Annotated in this window: 20 protein-coding genes; 6 read left to right on the forward strand and 14 right to left on the reverse strand. The window is 33.0% G+C overall.

What is annotated here, in order from left to right; translation table 11 throughout:
• Window positions 1-27: 27 nt before the first annotated feature.
• From P9515_RS07850 to bioA, 5 genes are read left to right on the forward strand one after another with little or no spacing between them, the layout of a single operon-like run.
• Window positions 28-1173, forward strand: coding sequence for an aminotransferase class I/II-fold pyridoxal phosphate-dependent enzyme (locus tag P9515_RS07850; protein WP_011820949.1), 1146 nt, complete (start codon window positions 28-30; stop codon window positions 1171-1173).
• Window positions 1170-1886, forward strand: a complete 717-nt coding sequence (locus P9515_RS07855; protein WP_011820950.1) for a hypothetical protein — start codon at window positions 1170-1172, stop codon at window positions 1884-1886. Before P9515_RS07850 ends, P9515_RS07855 begins: the two co-directional genes overlap by 4 nt.
• Complete coding sequence (locus P9515_RS07860) at window positions 1876-2634, forward strand: methyltransferase domain-containing protein (protein ID WP_011820951.1); 759 nt, start codon at window positions 1876-1878, stop codon at window positions 2632-2634. Before P9515_RS07855 ends, P9515_RS07860 begins: the two co-directional genes overlap by 11 nt.
• A complete protein-coding gene (gene bioD / locus P9515_RS07865; RefSeq protein ID WP_011820952.1) occupies window positions 2631-3296 on the forward strand; it encodes a dethiobiotin synthase in 666 nt (221 codons plus the stop codon). The genes P9515_RS07860 and bioD overlap by 4 nt, the downstream gene beginning before the upstream one ends.
• Window positions 3296-4597, forward strand: coding sequence for an adenosylmethionine--8-amino-7-oxononanoate transaminase (gene bioA, locus P9515_RS07870; protein WP_011820953.1), 1302 nt, complete (start codon window positions 3296-3298; stop codon window positions 4595-4597). The genes bioD and bioA overlap by 1 nt, the downstream gene beginning before the upstream one ends.
• Window positions 4598-4606: 9 nt before the next feature.
• On the opposite strand, the gene P9515_RS07875 is transcribed toward bioA, so the two are convergent.
• On the reverse strand, window positions 4607-4864 hold the full coding sequence (locus P9515_RS07875) for a DUF3143 domain-containing protein (RefSeq protein WP_011820954.1): 258 nt from the start codon (window positions 4862-4864) through the stop codon (window positions 4607-4609).
• 17 nt (window positions 4865-4881) lie between these two features.
• A complete protein-coding gene (locus P9515_RS07880) occupies window positions 4882-5328 on the reverse strand; it encodes a J domain-containing protein (protein WP_011820955.1) in 447 nt (148 codons plus the stop codon).
• A gap of 91 nt (window positions 5329-5419) precedes the next feature.
• Here P9515_RS07880 and rsmG point away from each other — a divergent pair, with 91 nt between their 5' ends.
• A complete protein-coding gene (gene rsmG / locus P9515_RS07885) occupies window positions 5420-6139 on the forward strand; it encodes a 16S rRNA (guanine(527)-N(7))-methyltransferase RsmG (protein ID WP_041710655.1) in 720 nt (239 codons plus the stop codon).
• On the opposite strand, the gene P9515_RS07890 is transcribed toward rsmG, so the two are convergent.
• The 12 genes from P9515_RS07890 to rpsT form a co-directional block, all read right to left on the reverse strand.
• Window positions 6136-7335 carry an aldo/keto reductase gene (locus P9515_RS07890; protein ID WP_011820957.1) on the reverse strand — a complete coding sequence of 400 codons (1200 nt, stop codon included), beginning with the start codon at window positions 7333-7335 and terminating at the stop codon, window positions 6136-6138. The two genes, rsmG and P9515_RS07890, sit on opposite strands and share 4 nt — an antisense overlap.
• Before the next feature lie 5 nt (window positions 7336-7340).
• Entirely contained in the window at window positions 7341-7706 is a 366-nt protein-coding gene (locus tag P9515_RS07895) for a ferredoxin (protein ID WP_011820958.1), read from the reverse strand.
• Window positions 7707-7709: 3 nt separating this feature from the next.
• The gene (locus P9515_RS07900) at window positions 7710-8102 is read right to left on the reverse strand and encodes a DUF1257 domain-containing protein (protein ID WP_011820959.1); all 393 of its coding nucleotides are present in this window, start codon (window positions 8100-8102) and stop codon (window positions 7710-7712) included.
• Window positions 8089-8304 carry a DUF2997 domain-containing protein gene (locus P9515_RS07905; RefSeq protein WP_011820960.1) on the reverse strand — a complete coding sequence of 72 codons (216 nt, stop codon included), beginning with the start codon at window positions 8302-8304 and terminating at the stop codon, window positions 8089-8091. The genes P9515_RS07900 and P9515_RS07905 overlap by 14 nt, the downstream gene beginning before the upstream one ends.
• A gap of 117 nt (window positions 8305-8421) precedes the next feature.
• Window positions 8422-9192, reverse strand: a complete 771-nt coding sequence (locus tag P9515_RS07910; protein WP_011820961.1) for a HEAT repeat domain-containing protein — start codon at window positions 9190-9192, stop codon at window positions 8422-8424.
• Window positions 9193-9406: 214 nt separating this feature from the next.
• Window positions 9407-10453 carry a dual-specificity RNA methyltransferase RlmN gene (gene rlmN / locus P9515_RS07915; RefSeq protein ID WP_011820962.1) on the reverse strand — a complete coding sequence of 349 codons (1047 nt, stop codon included), beginning with the start codon at window positions 10451-10453 and terminating at the stop codon, window positions 9407-9409.
• Between the two features lie 30 nt (window positions 10454-10483).
• Window positions 10484-10636: a high light inducible protein gene (locus tag P9515_RS07920; protein ID WP_011819097.1), complete on the reverse strand. Its 153-nt coding sequence runs from the start codon at window positions 10634-10636 to the stop codon at window positions 10484-10486.
• 47 nt (window positions 10637-10683) lie between these two features.
• Entirely contained in the window at window positions 10684-14784 is a 4101-nt protein-coding gene (locus P9515_RS07925) for a DNA-directed RNA polymerase subunit beta' (RefSeq protein ID WP_011820963.1), read from the reverse strand.
• Between the two features lie 38 nt (window positions 14785-14822).
• Window positions 14823-16727: a DNA-directed RNA polymerase subunit gamma gene (locus P9515_RS07930; RefSeq protein WP_011820964.1), complete on the reverse strand. Its 1905-nt coding sequence runs from the start codon at window positions 16725-16727 to the stop codon at window positions 14823-14825.
• 38 nt (window positions 16728-16765) lie between these two features.
• Complete coding sequence (rpoB, locus tag P9515_RS07935) at window positions 16766-20059, reverse strand: DNA-directed RNA polymerase subunit beta (RefSeq protein WP_011820965.1); 3294 nt, start codon at window positions 20057-20059, stop codon at window positions 16766-16768.
• Between the two features lie 239 nt (window positions 20060-20298).
• The gene (locus P9515_RS07940; protein WP_011820966.1) at window positions 20299-21093 is read right to left on the reverse strand and encodes a TatD family hydrolase; all 795 of its coding nucleotides are present in this window, start codon (window positions 21091-21093) and stop codon (window positions 20299-20301) included.
• Window positions 21094-21103: 10 nt separating this feature from the next.
• Window positions 21104-21397, reverse strand: a complete 294-nt coding sequence (rpsT, locus tag P9515_RS07945) for a 30S ribosomal protein S20 (protein ID WP_011820967.1) — start codon at window positions 21395-21397, stop codon at window positions 21104-21106.
• Between the last annotated feature and the right edge of the window lie 43 nt (window positions 21398-21440).

Consider the following 21440-nt stretch of genomic DNA (forward strand, 5'->3'; position numbering starts at 1 on the left):
AAGTCAATTAGTTTAAATTTTTTAAAAATGAATAAAGTAAAAATCCCAAAAAATAGGCTTCGTAAATTAGAAACATTCACGTTAGGTCATAAACCCTATGAACTTCAAAGTTTAAATCCAGAGAAAGTTAAAAAAAATCTTATTGACTTATGTAGTAATGATTATTTTGGATTAAGTAGAGATAATGATGTATTAAAAGCCTCTTATGAAATTAGCTTATCTGAAGGTCTTGGTTCGGGTGGTTCAAGATTTATAACGGGCTCAAGACCAATTCATCAATTATTAGAGACACAACTTGCGGAATGGCTTAATCAAGAAAAAGTTCTTTTGTTTCCTAGCGGGTTCCAAGCTAATATAGCTGCGGTACAATCTTTAGCTGACAGAAATAGTATTGTAATAGCAGATAAATTGATTCATAATTCTTTATTAGTTGGTGTAAAAGCTTCAGGATCAAAACTAGTAAGATTCGTACATAATGATTTGAAAGACTTAGAAAATAAAATTCTTAAATTTAATTCAACACAAAAGTCCATTCTTATAATTGTTGAATCCCTTTATAGTATGGAAGGCTCAATTGCTCCTCTCAAAGAAATTGCGGGAATTTGTAAAAAATATAATGTTAAATTATTAGTTGACGAAGCTCACGCCCTTGGAATTTTAGGACATGAAGGCAAAGGTTTAAGTTTTGATGTATCTGATGAAATCACTATGCTTACTGGAACCTTTGGTAAATCGTTTGGCAGTGGCGGGGCATTCATCGCTTGCAACTCAATAATTGGTGAATACCTTATTCAAACGAGCGGGGCATTTAGATATACAACTGCTCTTTCCCCAGCTTTATCTGCAGGCGCACTTAAATCTCTTCAAAAAATCAAAAACAACAAAAAATGGGGTATTGATTTATTGATTTCTTCTGAAAAGTGGAAGAAAGAAATTATTCGAAATATTAGTTACCCAGTTAAGGGAGACTCTCAAATCTTATCAATAATTGTTGGGCAAGAAAAAAAGGCAATACTGCTTCAAAAACATCTTGAAAAAAATGGTTTTTTGGCGATTGCTATTAGACCTCCAACTGTGCCTGTGAACAAATCAAGAATAAGGTTAACAATCAGGAGAGATTTAAATCTAGAGATACTCGAAAATTTCACTTCTGTTTTGAAAGCTTTCAAATGAAACAAGTTATTACCCAACATGGTTGGGGTTTAGATCAAAGTTTTTGGGATAATTATAAAATTGAATTTAAAAAAAATGGATGGCATTGGCAAGATAATGAAAGAGGTTATTTTTCAAAAAATGTCAATCAATCAAAATGGATAACAAATAATTTGAATAATCAAATTAAAATGGTTTTATGTCACTCTTTAGGTTTCCATTTAATTCAAGAAAATCTTTTGGATGAGGCATCCCACGTTGTCTTTATAAATTCATTTAATAATTTTCTTCCATCAAGCAAAAAAAGAAATTTAATTTATAGATCTCTTAAGAGAATGGAGAAAAAAATAATTTCATTTGAAGCAGAAGCTATGTTAAAAGAATTTATAAATAGATCTTTTTCTCCAAATAATGTGAACATTAATTTCCAAAATATGTTTTATAAAAACTTAGAAAGTTTAAACAATAATCTTCTATTAAAAGACCTTAAAAAACTTTATACCAATAAAGATTCATTAAAGAATATAGAGAAAAATTGCAATGTCATCGTTATAATTTCCAAAAACGATTTGATTCTAGACCAAGATTCAAGTCATAAATTTATTGAATTACTAAACAAAAAATTAACCAAAAAGCCCACCGTTATTGAATTATCTAATCAAGGTCATTGTTTAACTAATTTAAATTTTTATCAAATCATCGAAAGAACTTTGGATAATAAATATGAAAAATAAGGTTTGGAATGAAACAATTAAGAATAACTTTAATAATGCTTCAGCGACCTATTTAGGTTATTCAAATATTCAAAGACATTTTGCTAAAAAGATTGTTTCTTTCCTAAAAGAGCTAAATATACAAAAAGGTGAATGGCTAGATCTTGGATCAGGGACTGGCTTATTAGCTGAAGAAATTGAAAAAAAATTTCCCTCCCAAAAAATTACCCGAGTTGATTTCAGCAAAAAAATGCTTCTTCAGAATAAAGAATCTAGTAAAAAGATTTTGTGGGATTTAAATACTGGCTTACCTCCATCAATTAGAAACTCTCCTCTAATGACTTCGAACTTTTGTATACACTGGTTAGATAATCCCGAGAAAATAATGATCGATTGGTTTAGCAAATTAAGCCCTGGTGGTTATTTAATTATTTCATATCCCACAATAAATTCTTTCCCGGAATGGAAACAAACTTGCATTGATAATAATATTGAATATAGCGGACTAACTTTCCCAGTTTCAAAAGATATAATCAAAAGTTTCCACTCTGATGAAATATTCTTCTCAAATGAATACTTATATGTAGAAAACTTTCCAGATGTTTATAAACTTTTCAGAAGCATAGTGAATGTAGGAGCTCAATCAACAAGGTGTGAACGCAAAACAGTGAATGAATTAAGAAAAATGCAAAAGTTTTGGCCAAAGATAGAAACTAATAGAGTTAACCTTACATGGAAAATTAATATTCAAATATTAAAAAAATCATGAGAGCTATAAATAAACAATTTCAATTTGTAATCTGCGGTACAGATACTGATATAGGAAAAACATTAATCAGTTCTTTTTTTGTAAGGGGATTAAATTCTTTTTATTGGAAGCCTATTCAAAGTGGAATTGGTTCAGAGACTGATAGTCAAGCTGTTGCACGACTTACAAAAGTAAATAAGGCAAAGATAATCAATGAAGCTTATATCTTTAAAGAACCTGTTTCCCCACATTGGGCAGCAGAAATAGATCAAAAAGTTATAAACTTTCAGCAATTGAATTTACCAAATGTTGATGGACCATTAATTGTAGAAACTGCGGGGGGTTTAATGGTTCCAATTACAAGAAACCATTTGCAAATAGATCAAATCAAGAAATGGAACATCCCTGTAATACTTGTATGTAAAAGCGGTCTTGGGACTCTTAATCATACTCTTTTAAGTATCGAGGCATTAAAAAAAAGAAATATCAAAATTCTAGGTCTAGTGATTAACGGAAAAAAACACTTAGATAATCCAAAAACATTAACTACATTTAGTAATATTCCTATTATTGCTGAATTTCCATTGATTCAGAACATTGGTTCCCATAATTTAGATATAATTTGGGAAGAGTTAAAAATTAAAAATAGATTGATCACCTTATTAAGTTCAAAAAATAATTAATGAAATCTCAGATATCAACAAACATTAATCAAGATTGGCACCCTCATATATGGCCACCTTTTACTCAGATTACAAATAGCAAACCCCAAATAGAAGTTACTCATGGAAAAAATGCTTTAATTTATACTAAAAATCCACAACAAGAACTTATTGATGGAATAAGCAGTTGGTGGGTTACCCTACATGGACATAGTAACGATTACATAGCAAATGCAATTTTTCACCAAGCCAAGACTCTTGAACAAATTATATTTGCCGATTTCTTACATCCACAGGCTAAATTATTATCAGAGAGACTCAGCAGCTTAACAAAATTAGAAAGACTATTTTTTTCTGATAATGGGTCTACGGCTGTTGAAGTAGCTTTAAAAATTGCCTATCAATCTTGGCAAAATCAAGGTGAAATAAGAAACCAAATCATTGCTTTTGATGGAGCTTATCATGGTGATACCTTTGGAGCAATGGCTTTAGGGGAAAGAAATATTTTTAATGAGAATTTTGACAATCTCATGTTTCCCGTCAAAAGGGTCCCCTGGCCTTCAACATGGATAGATGATGAAAAGGTTAAAATAAAAGAGAAACAAGCAATCCAAATATTAAATAACCTTCTTAAAAAACCAACAGTAGCTGTCATAATCGAACCATTAGTACAAGGGGCTGGGGGAATGAATATGGTTAGGCCTGAATTTATTAAAAAAGTTTCAGAAGTAGTAAAAAATAATAACTCTTTATTAATAGCTGATGAAGTATTAACAGGATTTGGGAGATGTGGAAGTCTCTTTGCATTTCAAAAGGCAAATATAATTCCTGATTTAATTTCTATTTCCAAGGGATTAACTGGAGGATTCCTACCTATGGGAATAACATTAGCTAAAGAGACAATTTTCCAAGCTTTTATTAGCGACTCGCCTAAAAAAACTTTTTGGCATGGTCATAGCTTCACAGCAAACCCTTTAGGATGTGCAGCAGCTAATGCAAGCCTTGACTTATTAGAAAATGATCCAGTTAAATATATTTCTTTTGAGGCAAAGCACTCTTATCACCTAAAGAAAATCAAGAAATTACCTTTCGTAAAAAACATAAGATTCACAGGAACTATTGCCGCATTTGATATTGAAATTGGGAATAATGAAGGTTATCTAAACAATATTGGTAAAAAGATAAAAGCCTTAGCAATTAAAAAAGGTTTATTTATAAGACCACTTGGTAATGTCATATATCTATTGCCCCCTCTTTGTATTACAGACAAACAATTAGAAAAAAGTTACAGAATTATTTTTGAAATTTTAAGTGATCTTTAAAATTTAAGGTTATGGTCCTTGTAAAATAGCATTTTCAATATCTTCTCTATTTATACAATAAGAAAATAGTCTTTTAGTTAATTTACCTCCACTCTCCCAAATAACACTTAAATCGTCTTGTTCAAAAACGATAGTTGCATTCCAATTAGAAAGTAACAAATTCCATTTAGAAAGATTCTCAATATCTTGTGTTGCACCTAAATCCTTTAACCATAACTCTAATGCCTGCAGTGAGTGTTGATTAATTGGGGTATCAGATGGGAACACAGAAATTACTTAAATGATTATCTTAGAAGCCAAGTTGGAATTGACTCTATTTCTTTACCGGTAAAAGAAGCGATCAATATAGCAAAAAGCAAGCTGATAAAAATAATAGTAATTAACAAAAATAGTGAGAACATTTCCCCATTTGAAAATGGTCTCCTATTTCCTTCTAACTGATTATTATTAGCGTCCATTACTAAAGTGTTCATTACATTCAAATTTGGTTTGCTTGGTTTTTGAGAATTTACTTGTAATTTTTCATCGTAAAGTTTCCTTAGATTAGAATTGTTCAAATTTTCATATGCCTCTAATACTTTTTGAAATTTATTTTTTGCATCTTCTAATTCTAAAGAAGTTGTATCTGGATGTAGTTCTAAAGAGAGTTTACAAAAAGCTTTTCTTAATTCATGATTTGAAGCATTTTCATCAACGCCTAAAATCTTATAGTAAGTTATCTTGCCTTTCAAAAAAATTTATTAATCATTGGAGGTATTCTAATCAATTTTGATAAGATTGAACGTATCTAATAAACGCGAAGAAGAGACTATTTAAAATTCAATGACAAAAGAAAGTATCCCAAAAGAACTATTAAAATTAATAACGGGAGAGGAAATAATGATGTTTCAAGAATTACGGATAAGAATTCAAGAATTAAATTATAAAACCAACTTAACTAGGTTAATCGAAGGAGATGATTATTGGATTTCTCAAGTATATGACAGTCTTTGGACATTTAAAGAAAATTCAAAAAAAATTTTTGATAATAAAAAATTTATTGATATTGGATCAGGTTGTGGTTTCCCAGGATTTGCCTATGCAATAACACATCCCAATTCAGAGATATATTTAGTAGATTCCTCCAAAAAAAAAACAGATTCACTAAAAGAAATTATCAAAAGAATGAATTTCAAAAATAATATATTTGTAATAAATGATCGTATTGAAAACGTTGGGCGTCAATCTTCATTCAAAAAGAGTTTTAATATTGCAACCGCAAGAGCAGTGAGTAATCCTTCAACAGTTGCAGAATATATATTGCCTATGTTGGAACAGAATGGATTAGGTATTTTATATTGTGGGAAGTGGAGAAATGAAGATAATAAAAATTTAGAAAATACATTAAATGTTTTAGAAGGAAAAATAATGGAAATCAAAAGTAAATCTCTTCCTAAAGAAAAGGGCATCCGTAATGTTATCTTTATTAAGCCAAAGGCATCTTGTCCTGATATTTTCCCTAGAAGTATTGGGAAGGCTGAAAAATATCCCCTAAAAGGTTAATTTTTTGATAATCTCGTTAATGATTTTTTTCCAAATTTTTCTTTTAGGACTCTTAATTTCTTTATGACCTCTTTGGGTTTCATATGCCTTTCTAAAACTTTTAATAATTGACTTTCACATATATCAACATCTAATAAATTTGCATTATTACCTGGGAACCAATGGCTACCATTACCAAGTAATTGGTATCTAGATTTTGCAAAATCTTCTAAATCAAAGGAGTCTATTAAATTCGAGAGCCAGAGAAGAACAGGGATATTTATTCCTCCAGGTGTATTTTGCCAATTTGGTAAATCTTTATTCCAACTTTCATACCACTCTAGACCTAACGAATTTATTGATTCCTCTTTTAATCTATTCAATATTTTAGGAATATAATAATCAGTTTCTGACAATAACGAAACTGCCTCTAAATGTAAATCAAAGTCTTTCTCTTTTGCGATCCCAACACTTATTGTATGAACATTTTTATTTCTTAAGCAAAAAAGATTATTAAATACTATTGGATGTAGAGGGCTACAAAGTTCTAACATTTTTGTTGATGGAGTGTGAAGATGTCCACCTTTATCTGTAGGACTTATTATGAAAACCCCAAGATCATATTTACGAGCTAAATCAATTACTTTAGTATTGGTTTGATTAATGAAATACCAATGCAAATTAACGTAATCAAAAAAATTTGTTGATATGGTTTTTTCTATAAGAGATGATTCTCCATGAGTCGAAAATCCTATATTTCCAATTAAATTTTCTTTTTGGAAATTTTTTAAAATATCAATACAGCCTCCATCTTTTATGGCGTGATGAAGATGTTCAGGTGTATTGATTCCATGTATTGCTAATAAATCAATTTTCTTTACTTGCAAATTTTCAAAGCTTTTCAAAAGTTCTGCTTCGAATAATTTCGGATCACGATTAGGAGGGATTTTTGTTTGAATGATTTTTGGTATTTTTTTAATACTTTTTAAACCCATACCTAATTGAATTTCAGAAGTCCCATAATATTTAGCTGTCTCTATGTGATTAAAACCGAAGTTATTTGCAATATTCAAAATATTTTCAACTTTATTCTGTTCTTTTCTTGAAATTTCTGAAAATTTTAAGTCATCCCAACTTTTTTGAAATCTCATACCTCCTAATGACAAAACAGGCATTTTCAGATTAGTTCTACCAAATCTGCGACAAGGCAACTCCATTAAAATTAATGCTTATTCACTCTTGGTGGTTTTCCTAGTGATTGAAACATATCCCTATCAAGATTACTTTCTAGATCATCTAAATCCTCAAATTTAACCCAATGAATACAATCCACAGGACAGGTGTCAATAGCCTCTTGAACCGTTTCAAGATTATCTCCATCCTGTCTTATTGCTCTGCTCCGTCCATAATCTTCATCAACTATAAAAGTATTGTTTGCAACATGCACACAGTATTGACAACCGATACATCTACTTTCATCAACCCATACAGCTTTTTCTATTAACTTTCCACCTAGAACAGGTTCATAACCTGTTAATTCATCAACCTCATTAAGAATTTCATTTTCGAAACAAGGATCAGTATCCAATGATTAGCTTTCCCACTTAGTAAGAACCAATTCAATAGATCCATCATTTTTATTTTTTTGCTCAACTATTTGGTATCCATCATCTTCTGTTTTAGAAATAATTGTATGATAAGCATACATTTGAGTAACTTTTGATATGAACCTCTCAACAGGTATGTTAAATTTCCAGAGGTCAAGATCAGTTACTAATTCGTAGGCATTAGAATTGTTATCCCATTTAAATCCAACCTTTGTATCCTCAGGAAGATCCATACTGATATCAACCGCCGTAAATTGACCGTTATAACCTTTTACAAACTTTTCTTCTTTATTAATCTCATAACCCAATTGAGTTATAGCCTTTATCAAAGGTTCTGCTTCTCTAAGTTGAGTTTTAATAGTACTAAAATGGGACATTAGATTCTTTATTAAGTTGTTGTAATTTTTTGCTTTGGTTAGTGATAAATGCTTCTGAAGTTTTGTTCTTAACTTTCACCTCGCCAAGAGCATTTTCTAGATTCTTTGTAGCATCGTTACATGCTTCCCCTTGAAAACCTTCAACAGTTTCTTCAACCCTTCCGTTTTGATGGATTTTAAATCTTAATGTTCTTTGAGGCATTTAATTAGAGCACTAAGTACTATTACTGTGTATAGAATAACCAAAAATTTTAGTTTCAGTTGTTTAAATTAACTAAATTTTAATTTTTATATTGATTGTCTAATAAATGTCAGAGATTTAATTGTAAAATCCTTGCATTCCCATTGAATCTAAAGCAGTTTTAGCTTCCTCCATCACTGAAGGCTCTTTGTCAAAAAGTGCAATTTTTGTACATTCATCAACAAATTCCTCCTGCAATATATCCTCCAACTTTTCGAACAACCTACATAACGACCATATACAGTTGCTTCTAACAACAGGCTCATTATCTATTTTTAAGCTTATTAAAAGTTGCTCAGCCGCCAATTGAGCATTCGAGGATGAGGTACTTCCAATTTCAGCTAGCGAACTAGATGACCATAATCTTACTGAAGCCACATCATTTTTTAATGAATTTATCAATGGCTTCAAAACAATTTGATTATCATAATTAGCTAAACTCCAAGCAGTAGCTCTTCTTACATATGCATTGTCATCGTTTTCTAATAGGCTGACTAATTTTTCAACTGCGCTAGGAAATGGATTTCTACCCAATGCATATACAGCACTCATTCTTTCTACTGGGCAAGGTTGATCTAGTAAAGGCAGTAAAAGAGAAAAAGATCTTTTATCTCTATATTCACAAAATATTCTTAAGCCTTGTATTCTTTGCTCTCTGTCACCCTTGAGCATTTTTAAGGCTTGATCACACTCTAAATTTTTATTTAAAGCTCCTCTTGAGAAACCATCCTTATCAATTTGTTCTAAAGGATCAATTTCAAGCTCTACAGATAATTCTTTAGCTAAAACATCAGGATCTATCGCTATTTCTGCTAAGCTTTCATTCTGAATATCCTTTCTTTTTGTCATTTTCAAGTGAAAATAAAGATTAATTAATCGGAGCAGGTAACATCATATCTCCAGGAAGCCAAATTCTTGCACTGACTGCAAAAAAAGCTATCCCAAAAAGGCTAACAATTGCAAAAGGTAACAGTTTAGTTCTTATGAAACCCAATTAAAAAAAAACAATTAAGTCAATAATAACGTGTTTGAGTGGAATTTAATAAAAAGTTTTTAAAAATGATTATTTTATTTTGGCATTTTGTCTTAACTGACCACATGCCGCATTTCTGTCTGAGCCTCTACTTTTTCGAAGACTGACATTAATCCCATTATTAGAAAGTCTGTTTTGAAAGAGTTGAGCATTCTTTGAAGGGGTTTGCTTAAATTCAACTTCCTCAATCTGATTATATTGAATCAAATTGACATGGCATTGAAAACCTTTTATTAGATTACTTAATTCATCAGCGTGCTCTAATTTATCATTGACCCCATGAAGCATTAAGTATTCGAAACTAACTCTTCTACCAGTCTTTTTTACAAATTCTCTGCAATCATCAATAATATATTTAATGTGATAATTCTTTGCGCTAGGTATTATAGTTTCTCTTGTTTTTTGATTTGAAGCATGCAAACTTATTGCAAGCGTAAACTGACATTTACCCAATACTTGAAAAGACATTTCTGATAGTTTTCTGATCATGTTTGGAATAGCAACTGTGCTTACTGTGATCCTTCGCTGACTAACATCAAAATCCTCATTTATTGATCTAATTGAAAAAAGTAACTCATCAATATTCAATAAAGGTTCACCCATTCCCATAAAAACAATATTAGTTACTTTCTGATTCATTTCATTTTCAATAAATAAAATTTGGTCAAGTATTTCACTTGCTTTTAAAGATCTTTTTAATCCTTCTTTACCAGTAGCACAGAATTTGCAATCCATTGGGCACCCCACTTGACTTGAAAGACATGCGGTTAATCTTTTCTCAGTAGGGATGCCAACGCACTCTACACTCTCATTATCTCTAGTATTCAATAACAACTTTAAGGTTCCATCATTTGCTAAATACTTTTCTTTTAAAATTAATTCCCCAAATATAAAACCTTCCTTTTTTAATTGGTTTCTAAAATTTAATGGCAAGACATTGATTTCATCAATACTTTTAGACCTGTTTTTGTAGTTGTAAAGCCAACTATAAATTTGACGCCCTCTAAACGCAGCTTGTCCATAATTTAAAGCTACATTTTCTAAATCCTTTACACTGCATCCTAGAAGGTTTTTCAAGTTACCCTTAACCCTTATTATTTGGAAAAATTACCATAGTAATAATCCATGTTTCAAGAAAAATTCAGTCAGAATTAGAGCAATAAATCCAATCATCGCCATCCTTCCGTTAAGCCTCTCATTATAAAAATGAAATCCGTAACGAGGCAATTTTCTTTTAGGAACAATGTCAGGCTTAATCATTAATAAATGTTTAAAATAGAATTCTAGTAACTTATGATGAAAATAGTTTATTCATCAGAAAGAAGTCCCTCCTCTTGTAACCCTTCCAAAGCTGCTGGATCGGGTAATTGGTCTTCAGAAAATTGATTTTCAGCATTAGGCCTTGCAAAAGCAGCAAAATTACTTGAGGAAGGATCAATTCCATGTCTATTCCTAGTAGTTTCTAAATCTTCATCACTTGGATCATCAAGAATAGCAGTAGAACTTACTGTAGGGGATTGAGGCATGTCAACTGTATAATCTGGTCTTAAATTCTGGGCTCGTCTATATCCACCAGATTCTTCTGCGAGAATATCGGGATGAGGCCCTGCTTCTGAAGCTAATTCTTCAACAAACCCACTAAAACCTGTACCAGCAGGGATGAGTCTTCCAATAATGACATTCTCTTTTAAACCTCTAAGCCAGTCTGATTTACCTTCGATGGCAGCTTCAGTAAGAACTCTGGTTGTTTCTTGGAAAGATGCTGCTGAAATAAAACTATCTGTATTAAGGGAAGCTTTAGTAATACCTAATAAAACGGGAGTAAACTCTGCTGGTGCTCCTCCAGTAATAGACATTGCTTGATTTGTGTCTTCAACTTGTCTTAGTTCTATTAATTCCCCTGGAAGAAGAGTAGTATCTCCTGCATCTTCAATACGAACTTTACTGGTCATTTGTCTTACTATCACTTCGATATGTTTATCATCAATCGCTACTCCCTGAGACTTATAAACATTCTGGACCTCGTTTACCATCCTTCTTTGTAATTTTGATATTGATTCTCTAGCTGCATCCATTAAAGGTTTTTGATCTTTTATATCTGTAAATAAACAATCAAGTAACTCATGAGGATTAATTGGACCATCTGTTAACAATTCTCCCCCTTTCACTTGTTGGCCATCACTTACCATAATATTTTGTCCTATTAAAAGTTGATACTCGTTAATAGAATCATCTCTTTCTATAACTGATAAAGATACTGATTCATCATCATTTCCTTCTTTGATTTGTACAACTCCAGATCTTTTACATAAAGTTGATGAATCTCTTGGTCTCCTCGCCTCTAACAATTCTTCAATTCGAGGTAAGCCCTGAACAATATCTCCTGTTTTCTGTCTTTCAAAAACTAGTAATGCTAAGCCATCTCCTCGAAGAACTAAATCTCCATCTTTTACATGCAAAACAGAATCAGGAGAAACCATATATGGTCTTCCAAGTCGCAAGGTTACACATTTACTAGAAACTTCTTCTATTTCTCCACATGAAGTAGCTTTTTCTCCTTCACTGATTGAATCTCCATCCACAACACGATCACCAACTTTAACAAGCGCTTTACCTGTGATATTAATTTTTATTTTATCTTCTTCTCTCTCAACAATTAGTCGTCTAATGGGTTCGTTCTCAACCAGATCGGGTAATTGAACTATTCCTTTCTCTTTACAAAGAATTTGAGTAGTAGCAATAACATCTCCAGCTTTAACTTGCTGATTATTCTTCACTTGTAATTCAGTATGTGTTGAACCATGACTAGAATCGGATATGGTATCCCTCCTCACCAAAATTGATTCCAAAATAACTAAATTTAATCTATTTATTGAGTCATTACTTTTATCTTTAATTGTCTCAACATCAATGGTCATCTGGGGTGTAGCATCAAAGCTTTCTAAACTCAAATGGGTTTTTAGAAGTTCTACACCTTCAACAGATTTTATTAATTCACCATCTTTATAAGAGAGCCTTTGAATAGCTTTCAATCCAAGTGATGGTCCTTTTTCCTGCTTTACATGGGTTAATTCTGGCAATTCAGCCTCATCAGGAATATTAAATTCTTCTACAGTTCTTAAGAGTAAACCTTTACTTTTTGATGTTTCTAATTTTTGAACAAACAGAATTTCATTATTATCGACTCCATCAATAATTTTCTCACCAGGATTAACTAATTGTCCTTCTTCAGTAAATCGATTTAAAACCTCTTCATCTTCACACTCATGAAAAGAACCATTTCTAACAGTAATTTCTCGCAAAATATCATTTTTTTGAGTTACTGTGACAATCCCTGAGGTTTGACTAAATATATCTTTAACTACTTCTGTTCCTGCCTCTATCCATGCCATATCCTCTGTCATAAGCAATGATATATCTTTATTTATTTCATGAGTCTCTTGAGGAATCCAAAGCAATGTTCCACCTTGACTAACTTCGAAACCATTTTTAGATGATCTTGCTTTTTTAACACTTAAACCAGGTGCATATTTAACCAATCCTCCAGTTTTAGTTCTAAATCTTTCATCAGCTAAATCAGCAATGACTTCACCGCTACTAATTTTGCTCCCGGGTGAAGTATTTAATCGATAAATAGTTCCATCATTAGACTCTAAATGAAATATTTCCCCAGAATGAGTGGATTCTTCAATCAAGTTAAAATTACTTAATAGCATTGAAGTTGTTACAATCTGAACTTCTCGAGAATCTCCTACTGATTCCCTTAAACGCACTTCTCCACCAAACTCGCTGTATTGGCTCGCCTCGGCTAAAACAGTTCCCTGTTCTACATTTTTTTCTGTTGAAATAACAGGTTTAGCATTGGGAGGTAAATTATAAACGTCTCCAGCCAAAACCCATAGTCTGCCTAATCTTTGAGCTTTTAGAGTGATATTACCTTGCCTATCTGTAACTTCCTTTGGTTGAAGGACTTTGTCATACCTTACTTGTCCAGCTAAATCACAAATAACATCTTTGGTGGCTTTTTCGACACTTTTCTTTACGGCTCCTGAAGTAATTTGTGCGACAGTTATATCTGAATCAATTTCCTGACCATCATCTACAAATAAAAGAGATCCACTTGTTACTTCAATTTTTTGAGCTTTGTTAGAGTTATTCCCCGATGGAATTATCTTTAGTAAAAAATCTACTTCAGCTTGTTTAGCTTCAACTCCATGCGGGGTTCTATATCCTCTGATCTTCGCCTTTGAACTAAATTCAACTTTACCTTTAATTTTAGATCTTACAACTCCACTTTCTGCTGTAGATACCCCGCCAGTATGGAAGGTTCTCATGGTTAATTGGGTTCCAGGTTCTCCAATTGATTGAGCAGCAATAATCCCTACAGCTTCTCCTAAATCGACTAAATGATTATGAGCTAAAGCCCATCCATAACATTTTCTGCAAACTGAACGATTAGCCTCGCAAGTTAATGGAGATCTAATATTTACTGTTGAGATTAATGATGTCTCTATAGTTTTAGATAAAGAAGGGTCAATTGCAGTGTTTTTTGGAATAATTAAGTTGTCTTCAGAGTCCAAAACATCTTCGGCAGAAAGTCTTCCTATAAGCCTTGATCCGAATTTACCGTCTTCAGCTTCTATTACAATTGATCTTTCTGTACCGCAATCCTCTTCTCTGACAATTACATCTTGTGCAACATCAACTAATCTTCTTGTCAAATAACCTGAATCAGCGGTTCTTAATGCTGTATCGACTAAACCTTTCCTAGCGCCATAAGAAGAAATTACATATTCAGTAACTGTAAGTCCTTCCCTAAAGTTTGTTCTGATAGGTAAATCAATAATCTCCCCTTGAGGATTAGCCATTAAACCTCTCATCCCAACAAGTTGTCTTACCTGAGACATATTACCTCTAGCCCCAGAATTAGCCATCATCCAAACTGAGTTAAGTGGATCATTTTGATTGAAATTATTCTTAACTGCATCAACTAATCTCTCATTAGTTTCAGTCCATGTATCAATAACTTTTGTATGTCTCTCAACTTCTGTAATTTCTCCAAGTCTGTAACACTCTTCAGTAGATGTAATTTGAGCTTCTGCCTGTCCAATTAAATCTTGTTTAGCTTCAGGAACTTTCAGATCCTCTACTGATATCGAAACAGCTGCTTGTGTAGCATATTTAAATCCTAAATCTTTTAAATTATCAGCCATTGCCGCCGTTACAGCTGTACCATGAGTTTTATAAGCCCATGAAACTAAATTCTTTAAAGCTTTTTTATCTACTACTTTATTTTTGAATGAAGGTGGAGTTTTTGCCAATGTAGGCATTATTATTTTATTATTTTTTTTTGAATTTTTTGAAGTTTTACGTACTCTTGAACTTTTTTTTGGTTTAGATGATGTCATTGTTTTATGGATAAATAATTAGTTTTTTTTTTAAAGGATCACGTTTTGGAGACAGAATCAATGATCGTATGATTCATAACCACCCTTCCGACTGTTGTTAAAATAAATCTACTTATTAGATTATTTTGGGAATCAAATCTATCTCTTCTAAAATTCCAAATTTCTAATTTGGAGCCATCTTCCAATTCTTTAGTTTCTTGTGGCGTCTTAGATTCTTCATCATCATCAACTTCGCCGTTAAACCTTAACCAAACCCACTCATGTAAACCAACTCTTTTATCTTCAAAAGCAAAAATTACATCTTCTAGTGAGGCGTAAGTTCTTTGATTATCACCAAAATTTGGTTTTTTGAAATTTGGTTGCAGTGCGGTTAAATAATAAGAACCTAAAACCATATCTTGTGAAGGAGTTACGATTGGTTCTCCTGTTGCTGGTGAGAGAATGTTATTACTAGCTAGCATAAGCATACGCGCCTCTGTTTGAGCTTCTAATGCTAAAGGAACGTGAACTGCCATTTGATCTCCATCAAAGTCAGCATTAAATGCAGGACATACAAGTGGATGTAGTTGAATAGCTCTACCACCTACTAATTTAGGTTCAAAAGCCTGAATTCCTAACCTATGAAGAGTTGGAGCTCTATTTAAAAGTATGGGATGTCCTTCAATAACTTCTTGAAGTACTTGCATGACTTCATCATCTGCTTTTTGTATTAATTTTTTGGCAGCTTTTATATTATTGACGATATTTTGACGTATTAATCTATGTATCACGAAAGGTTGAAAAAGCTCAATAGCCATCTCTTTAGGGAGTCCGCATTGATGCATCTTTAACTTTGGGCCAACAACTATGACAGACCTTCCAGAATAATCAACACGTTTACCAAGTAAATTCTGTCTAAATCTGCCTTGCTTGCCCTCGATGATATCGCTAAGAGATTTTAAAGCTCTATTATTTGCACCAACAACTGTTCTTCCTCTTCTTCCATTATCAATAAGTGCATCAACGGCTTCTTGCAACATTCTTTTTTCATTTCTAACAATGATTTCAGGAGCTAAAATTTCTTGAAGCCTTGCTAGCCTATTGTTTCTATTGATAACTCTTCTATAAAGATCATTAAGATCAGATGTCGCGAACCTTCCACCATCGAGCTGAACCATTGGTCTAAGATCAGGAGGAATGACAGGAATAGCATCTAATACCATCCATTCGGGCTTCGCATTTGTTGCTATGAAATTATCAATTACTCTTATTCTTTTAATAAGTTTTGCTCTTTTTTGACCTTTACTGTTTGTGATTTCTTCTCTAAGTTCTTCGGCAATCTGATTTAAATCAAGATCCTCTAATAATTGCTTAAGAGCTTCTGCACCTATACCCACAAATGGTTCATTTTCAATCGTTGAATCTTCTGCATAAATTTCATCCTCTATCTCTAACCATTCGTCTTCAGTAAGAAGTTGCTTATATTTAAGATCTTTATGATCACCAACATCTAAAACAACATAACAATTGAAATAAACTATCTGTTCGACATCTCTAAGCGGGATATCTAGAAGAATTGCCACATAACTGGGAATACCCTTTAAATACCAAACATGGGAAACTGGGGCTGCCAATTTTATGTAACCCATTCTATGTCTTCTTACTCTACTTTCAGTTACTTCTACCCCACATCTCTCGCAAACAATTCCACGATGTCTGACTCTTTTATATTTACCGCAGTGACATTCCCAATCTTTAGATGGTCCAAATATTTTTTCACAAAAAAGACCGTCCATTTCTGGTTTTAAGGTTCTATAGTTGATTGTCTCGGGTTTAGTAACCTCTCCTACTACTTGTCCATTTGGTAAGGTCCTTTGCCCCCAATCCATAATTCTTTGTGGTGAGGCAATAGAAATCTTGACGTAATCAAAATGGTTTTCTGTTCTTAAGTTGCTGTTAGTCATTTTTAGGAGATTTAAATTAGAAAGTTTTGATAAAGTATTTAATCTTCCTCATATTCAGAGGTTCCTAGAGATTCATAGGTAGGCCTCGAAGGAGTATTCCTTCTAGGATTAACATCTTGCATTAAATCAACCTCCTTACCTTCATCTGTATATACACCTATATCCAGACCTAAAGATTGTAATTCTCTCATTAAAACTTTAAATGATTCCGGAGTTCCTGGTCTAGGTATAGGTTTTCCTTTAACTATTGCGTTTAATGCTTCATTTCTTCCTTGCATATCATCAGATTTGACTGTTAACAATTCTTGCAAAGTATAAGCCGCTCCATATGCCTCTAAAGCCCAAACTTCCATCTCTCCAAGTCTTTGTCCGCCTTGCTGAGCCTTACCACCTAACGGCTGCTGAGTAACTAGAGAGTAAGGACCTGTTGACCTAGCATGAATCTTATCATCGACTAGGTGGACCAGCTTTAGGAAATGAGAATATCCAACAGCAACAGGTTGATCAAAAGGTTCCCCGGTTCTACCATCTTTGAGTAACAACTTGCCAGGATCTTCAGGATTATAAACCCAATCCTTGCCATTTTGCTTTGAAGCTTCCTTTAAAAAAGCTTGAACGGTTTGATGTGATTTTTCAGCTCCATACATCTCATCAAAAGGAACAACTTTAACTCTACAATTTAAGTTAGATGCTGCCCAGCCCATCAATAATTCAAAAACTTGGCCCACATTCATTCTACTTGGAACACCAAGAGGATTTAAGACGATATCAACTGGAGTACCATCAGGTAAATAGGGCATATCTTCTCTAGGTAAAATTCTACTTATTATGCCTTTGTTACCATGCCTACCAGCCATCTTATCTCCCACCTGTATTTTTCTCCTTTGAGCGACATAAACTCTTACAACCATATTTGCACCAGGAGGAAGTTCATCACCTTGCTCCCTAGTATATATACGAACATCTAAAACTCTTCCTTTTTCTGTTTTAGGAACTCTAAGAGAATTATCTCTTACATCTCGTGCTTTTTCGCCAAATATAGCTCTTAAAAGTTTTTCTTCAGGTGGTTGATCTGATTCCCCCTTTGGAGTAACTTTTCCTACGAGAATATCACCACTTTCAACAAAGGCACCTGTTCTGATGATTCCCATTTCATCAAGATTATTCAAGCTTTCTTCAGAAATATTAGGAATTTCCCTAGTGATTTCTTCAGGACCTAATTTAGTTTGTCTGGCTTCTATTTCATATTTTTCAATGTGTACCGAAGTATAAAGATCATCAGTAACCATCCTTTCACTTACTAATATTGCATCTTCATAGTTGTAGCCTTCCCACGGCATATAGGCGATTAAAACATTCTGTCCTAAAGCTATTTCGCCACCTTCACAAGCGGAACCATCAGCAAGAACTTGGCCAGAAATAACTTGATCTCCATTTTTCACAATTGGCCTTTGATTTAAACATGTATCTTGATTAGATCGCTGATATTTTTGAAGATAATGAACGTGTTCATTACCATCCACATCTTTTACAACTATCTCATTAGCGTCGACATAAGAAACTATTCCATTGACTTTTGTGATTGGCACCATACCGGAGTCTCTTGCAACTTGGGATTCCAATCCAGTCCCAACTAGTGGACGTTCAGGTCTTAATAATGGAACAGCTTGACGTTGCATATTGGAACCCATTAATGCTCTATTAGCATCATCATGTTCCAAGAAGGGAATAAGAGAAGTAGCTACTGAAATAACTTGAACAGGAGAAAGCTGAACATAATCAACTTGATGGGGAGGTACTTTCTCAAAGTCTTGTCTATATCTGACCGGAATTAAATTTGCGAGAATATTACCGCTTTTATCAGTCGCCACATCACCAGGAGCCACTCTACATTCATCCTCTAAGTCAGCAGAAAGATAAACAGGTTTGCCTTCTTTAATGACCCTACCTTTTTCTACTTCCCAAAAAGGTGTTTCAATAAAACCATATTCATTAACTCTTGCATGTGTTGCAAGAGAATTAATGAGCCCTGCATTTGGGCCTTCAGGGGTTTCAATAGGGCATAATCTTCCATAGTGTGAAGGATGAATATCTCTAACAGCAAAACCTGCTCTTTCTCGAGTTAAACCGCCAGGTCCTAATGCTGAAATTCTTCTTTTATGGGTCAACTCAGCTAATGGATTTGTTTGATCCATAAATTGGCTTAATTGACTGGATCCAAAAAATTCTTTAATAGCTGCTACTAATGGTTTGGGATTTACTAGCTGAGCAGGAGTAAGTGAATCTGTCTCACCAACAGTCATTCTTTCTTTAATTATTCTCTCTAATCGGTTAAGACCAACTCTAACTTGGTTTTGAAGAAGTTCTCCAACAGATCTAACTCTTCTATTACCTAAATGGTCAATATCATCTAAACTTGCACCCCCAATATCAAGTTCCAGATTTATAAGGTAGTCAATTGTTGAAAGGACATCCTCGTGTGTAAGAGTTCTTACATTATCTGGAACAGTTAATCTCAATTTTTTATTAATTTTATATCTACCCACTCTTCCTAAATCGTATCTTTTAGGATCAAAAAATCTGCTATGTAGAAGTTGTTGCCCACCAGAAACGGAAGGAGGTTCTCCTGGTCGTAATTTTTTGTAAAGTTCTAATAATGCTTGATCTTCGGAATTTATTCCTTCATCATTAGCCGCATCAATTGATTGTTTATAAAACTCAGGATGTCTTAATTTATCAACAACATCATTATCTGAGAGTCCCATAGCTCTCATCAGTACGTGCGCATTAATTTTCCTTGTTTTGTCGACCCTTACATAGAGTAAATTATTTTTATCTGTCTCAAATTTTAGCCAGGCTCCTCTATTAGGGATAACGCTAGCGTTATAAGTCCTCCTACCATTTTTATCCATTTCATCTTTGAAATAGACCCCCGGACTTCGAACTATTTGATTGACTATTACTCTTTCAGCTCCATTTATAATAAAGGTTCCCCTCTCTGTCATTAAAGGTAATTCACCAATAAAGACTTCTTGTTCTTTTATTTCTCCTGTTTCTTTATTTATTAATCTACAGGTTACATACATTTGGGAAGCAAAAGTTGCATCTCTTCTCTTAGCTTCTTCAACATCATGTCTAGGCCTTTTTAACCTATATTCTTCACCAATAAAATGTAATTCTAATTTACCTGTGTAATCAGTAATTGGAGAAAAGCTTTTCAATTCTTCTATTAAGCCTTTTTCCAGAAACCATTTAAAGCTTGCCCTTTGTACTTCAACTAAATCTGGTAGATAAGTTGCTGTTTTAGCTATCTGTAAAGCGCTACTGCTCATCCAAGAAAACCCGCCATTCTGTAAGATTTACTAATTACTATAAATTTGACTTAATTTTTAGAAAAATAATCAAGAATATTAGATGAAATCGAGATTTTAGTCTTGAATTCAACAAATTTCTCAGTTAATAAATAGCTCATATGATTAAAGATGAAGATAATAAAACCACTCTTTAAACAAGCTTATTACTAATAATTAAGAAAAATTTCCAGTAATTTTTAATACTAACAGGTTTAGTGTTACTTTATCAAGTCAAATTTAAACAAATCTTCAGCATTCCTATATGACTCTTTAGCAATATTTTTCAATTCCGAAGATCTTAAATTTGCAATGTACTTTGCCACACTTTTCACAAAAGCGGGTTCATTTCTTTTACCTCTGTATGGGACAGGAGCTAAAAATGGTGAATCTGTCTCTATCAAATATCTATCACTGGGGACAATTCTTGCGCATTCATGAATTTCATGTGCTTTTGGGAATGTAACTATCCCGCTAAAACTAATATAGAATCCAAGATCTAAAAATTTCCTCATCTCATCCGGAGTACCGCTCCAACAATGTAGTACTCCTTTGGGACATTTACCTTGGTTAGATAGCTTATTACATATTTTTATCATCTCATTTGCAGCTTCTCTGCAATGGATAATTACAGGCAATTCAAGTTCATAGGCTAAATGCATTTGTGGTAGAAGGGCCTCTATCTGTTTATTTGTATTATCACTTTTAAAAAAATCCAAACCTAATTCACCAATAGCAACAACTCTTGAATCCCTTTGGGCTGCCATTTTCAGAATAGATTTAGATTGACATTCCCATTTGTTAGCTTCTAGGGGATGTAAACCAACTGAGTAATATAGTTCATCAAATTTTTGGGATATTTTCTGTAACTTAGGAATTTCTGACAATTCACAACAAGCGTGTAGCAGTTTTTTAACACCTATTGAACGCGATCTTGAAACGACTTCTTCAAGGTCTTTTTCAAAGTTTTCGAATATCAAATGACAATGAGAATCTATGAGTTCAATATCACTCATATTTACTTACTTACTTGCTTGTAAGAAAATTTTTAACTAATTTATTGATTTTTGATTTCTTATTAGCACCGTTATTCTTATGGAGAACATTTTTTTTGACTGCCTTATCAATAAGACTGAAAGCCTCGCTTAAACTAAACATAACTAGATTTTTATTATCTGAATTAGGATCTAGCTTATATTTTTCACAGTTAGCTAATGTTTTTTTTGTAAGTGTTTTTACTGTGGATTTATATGATTTATTAACTAAACGATTTCTTTCAGCAACTTTAATTCTTTTTTTCGCTGATTTGTTATTAGCCACAGAGATTAAATTAAGATATGAATTTATACTATACCAAAACTTA

It is taken from the genome of Prochlorococcus marinus str. MIT 9515, from assembly GCF_000015665.1.
Taxonomy (GTDB): Bacteria; Cyanobacteriota; Cyanobacteriia; order PCC-6307; family Cyanobiaceae; genus Prochlorococcus_A; species Prochlorococcus_A marinus_P.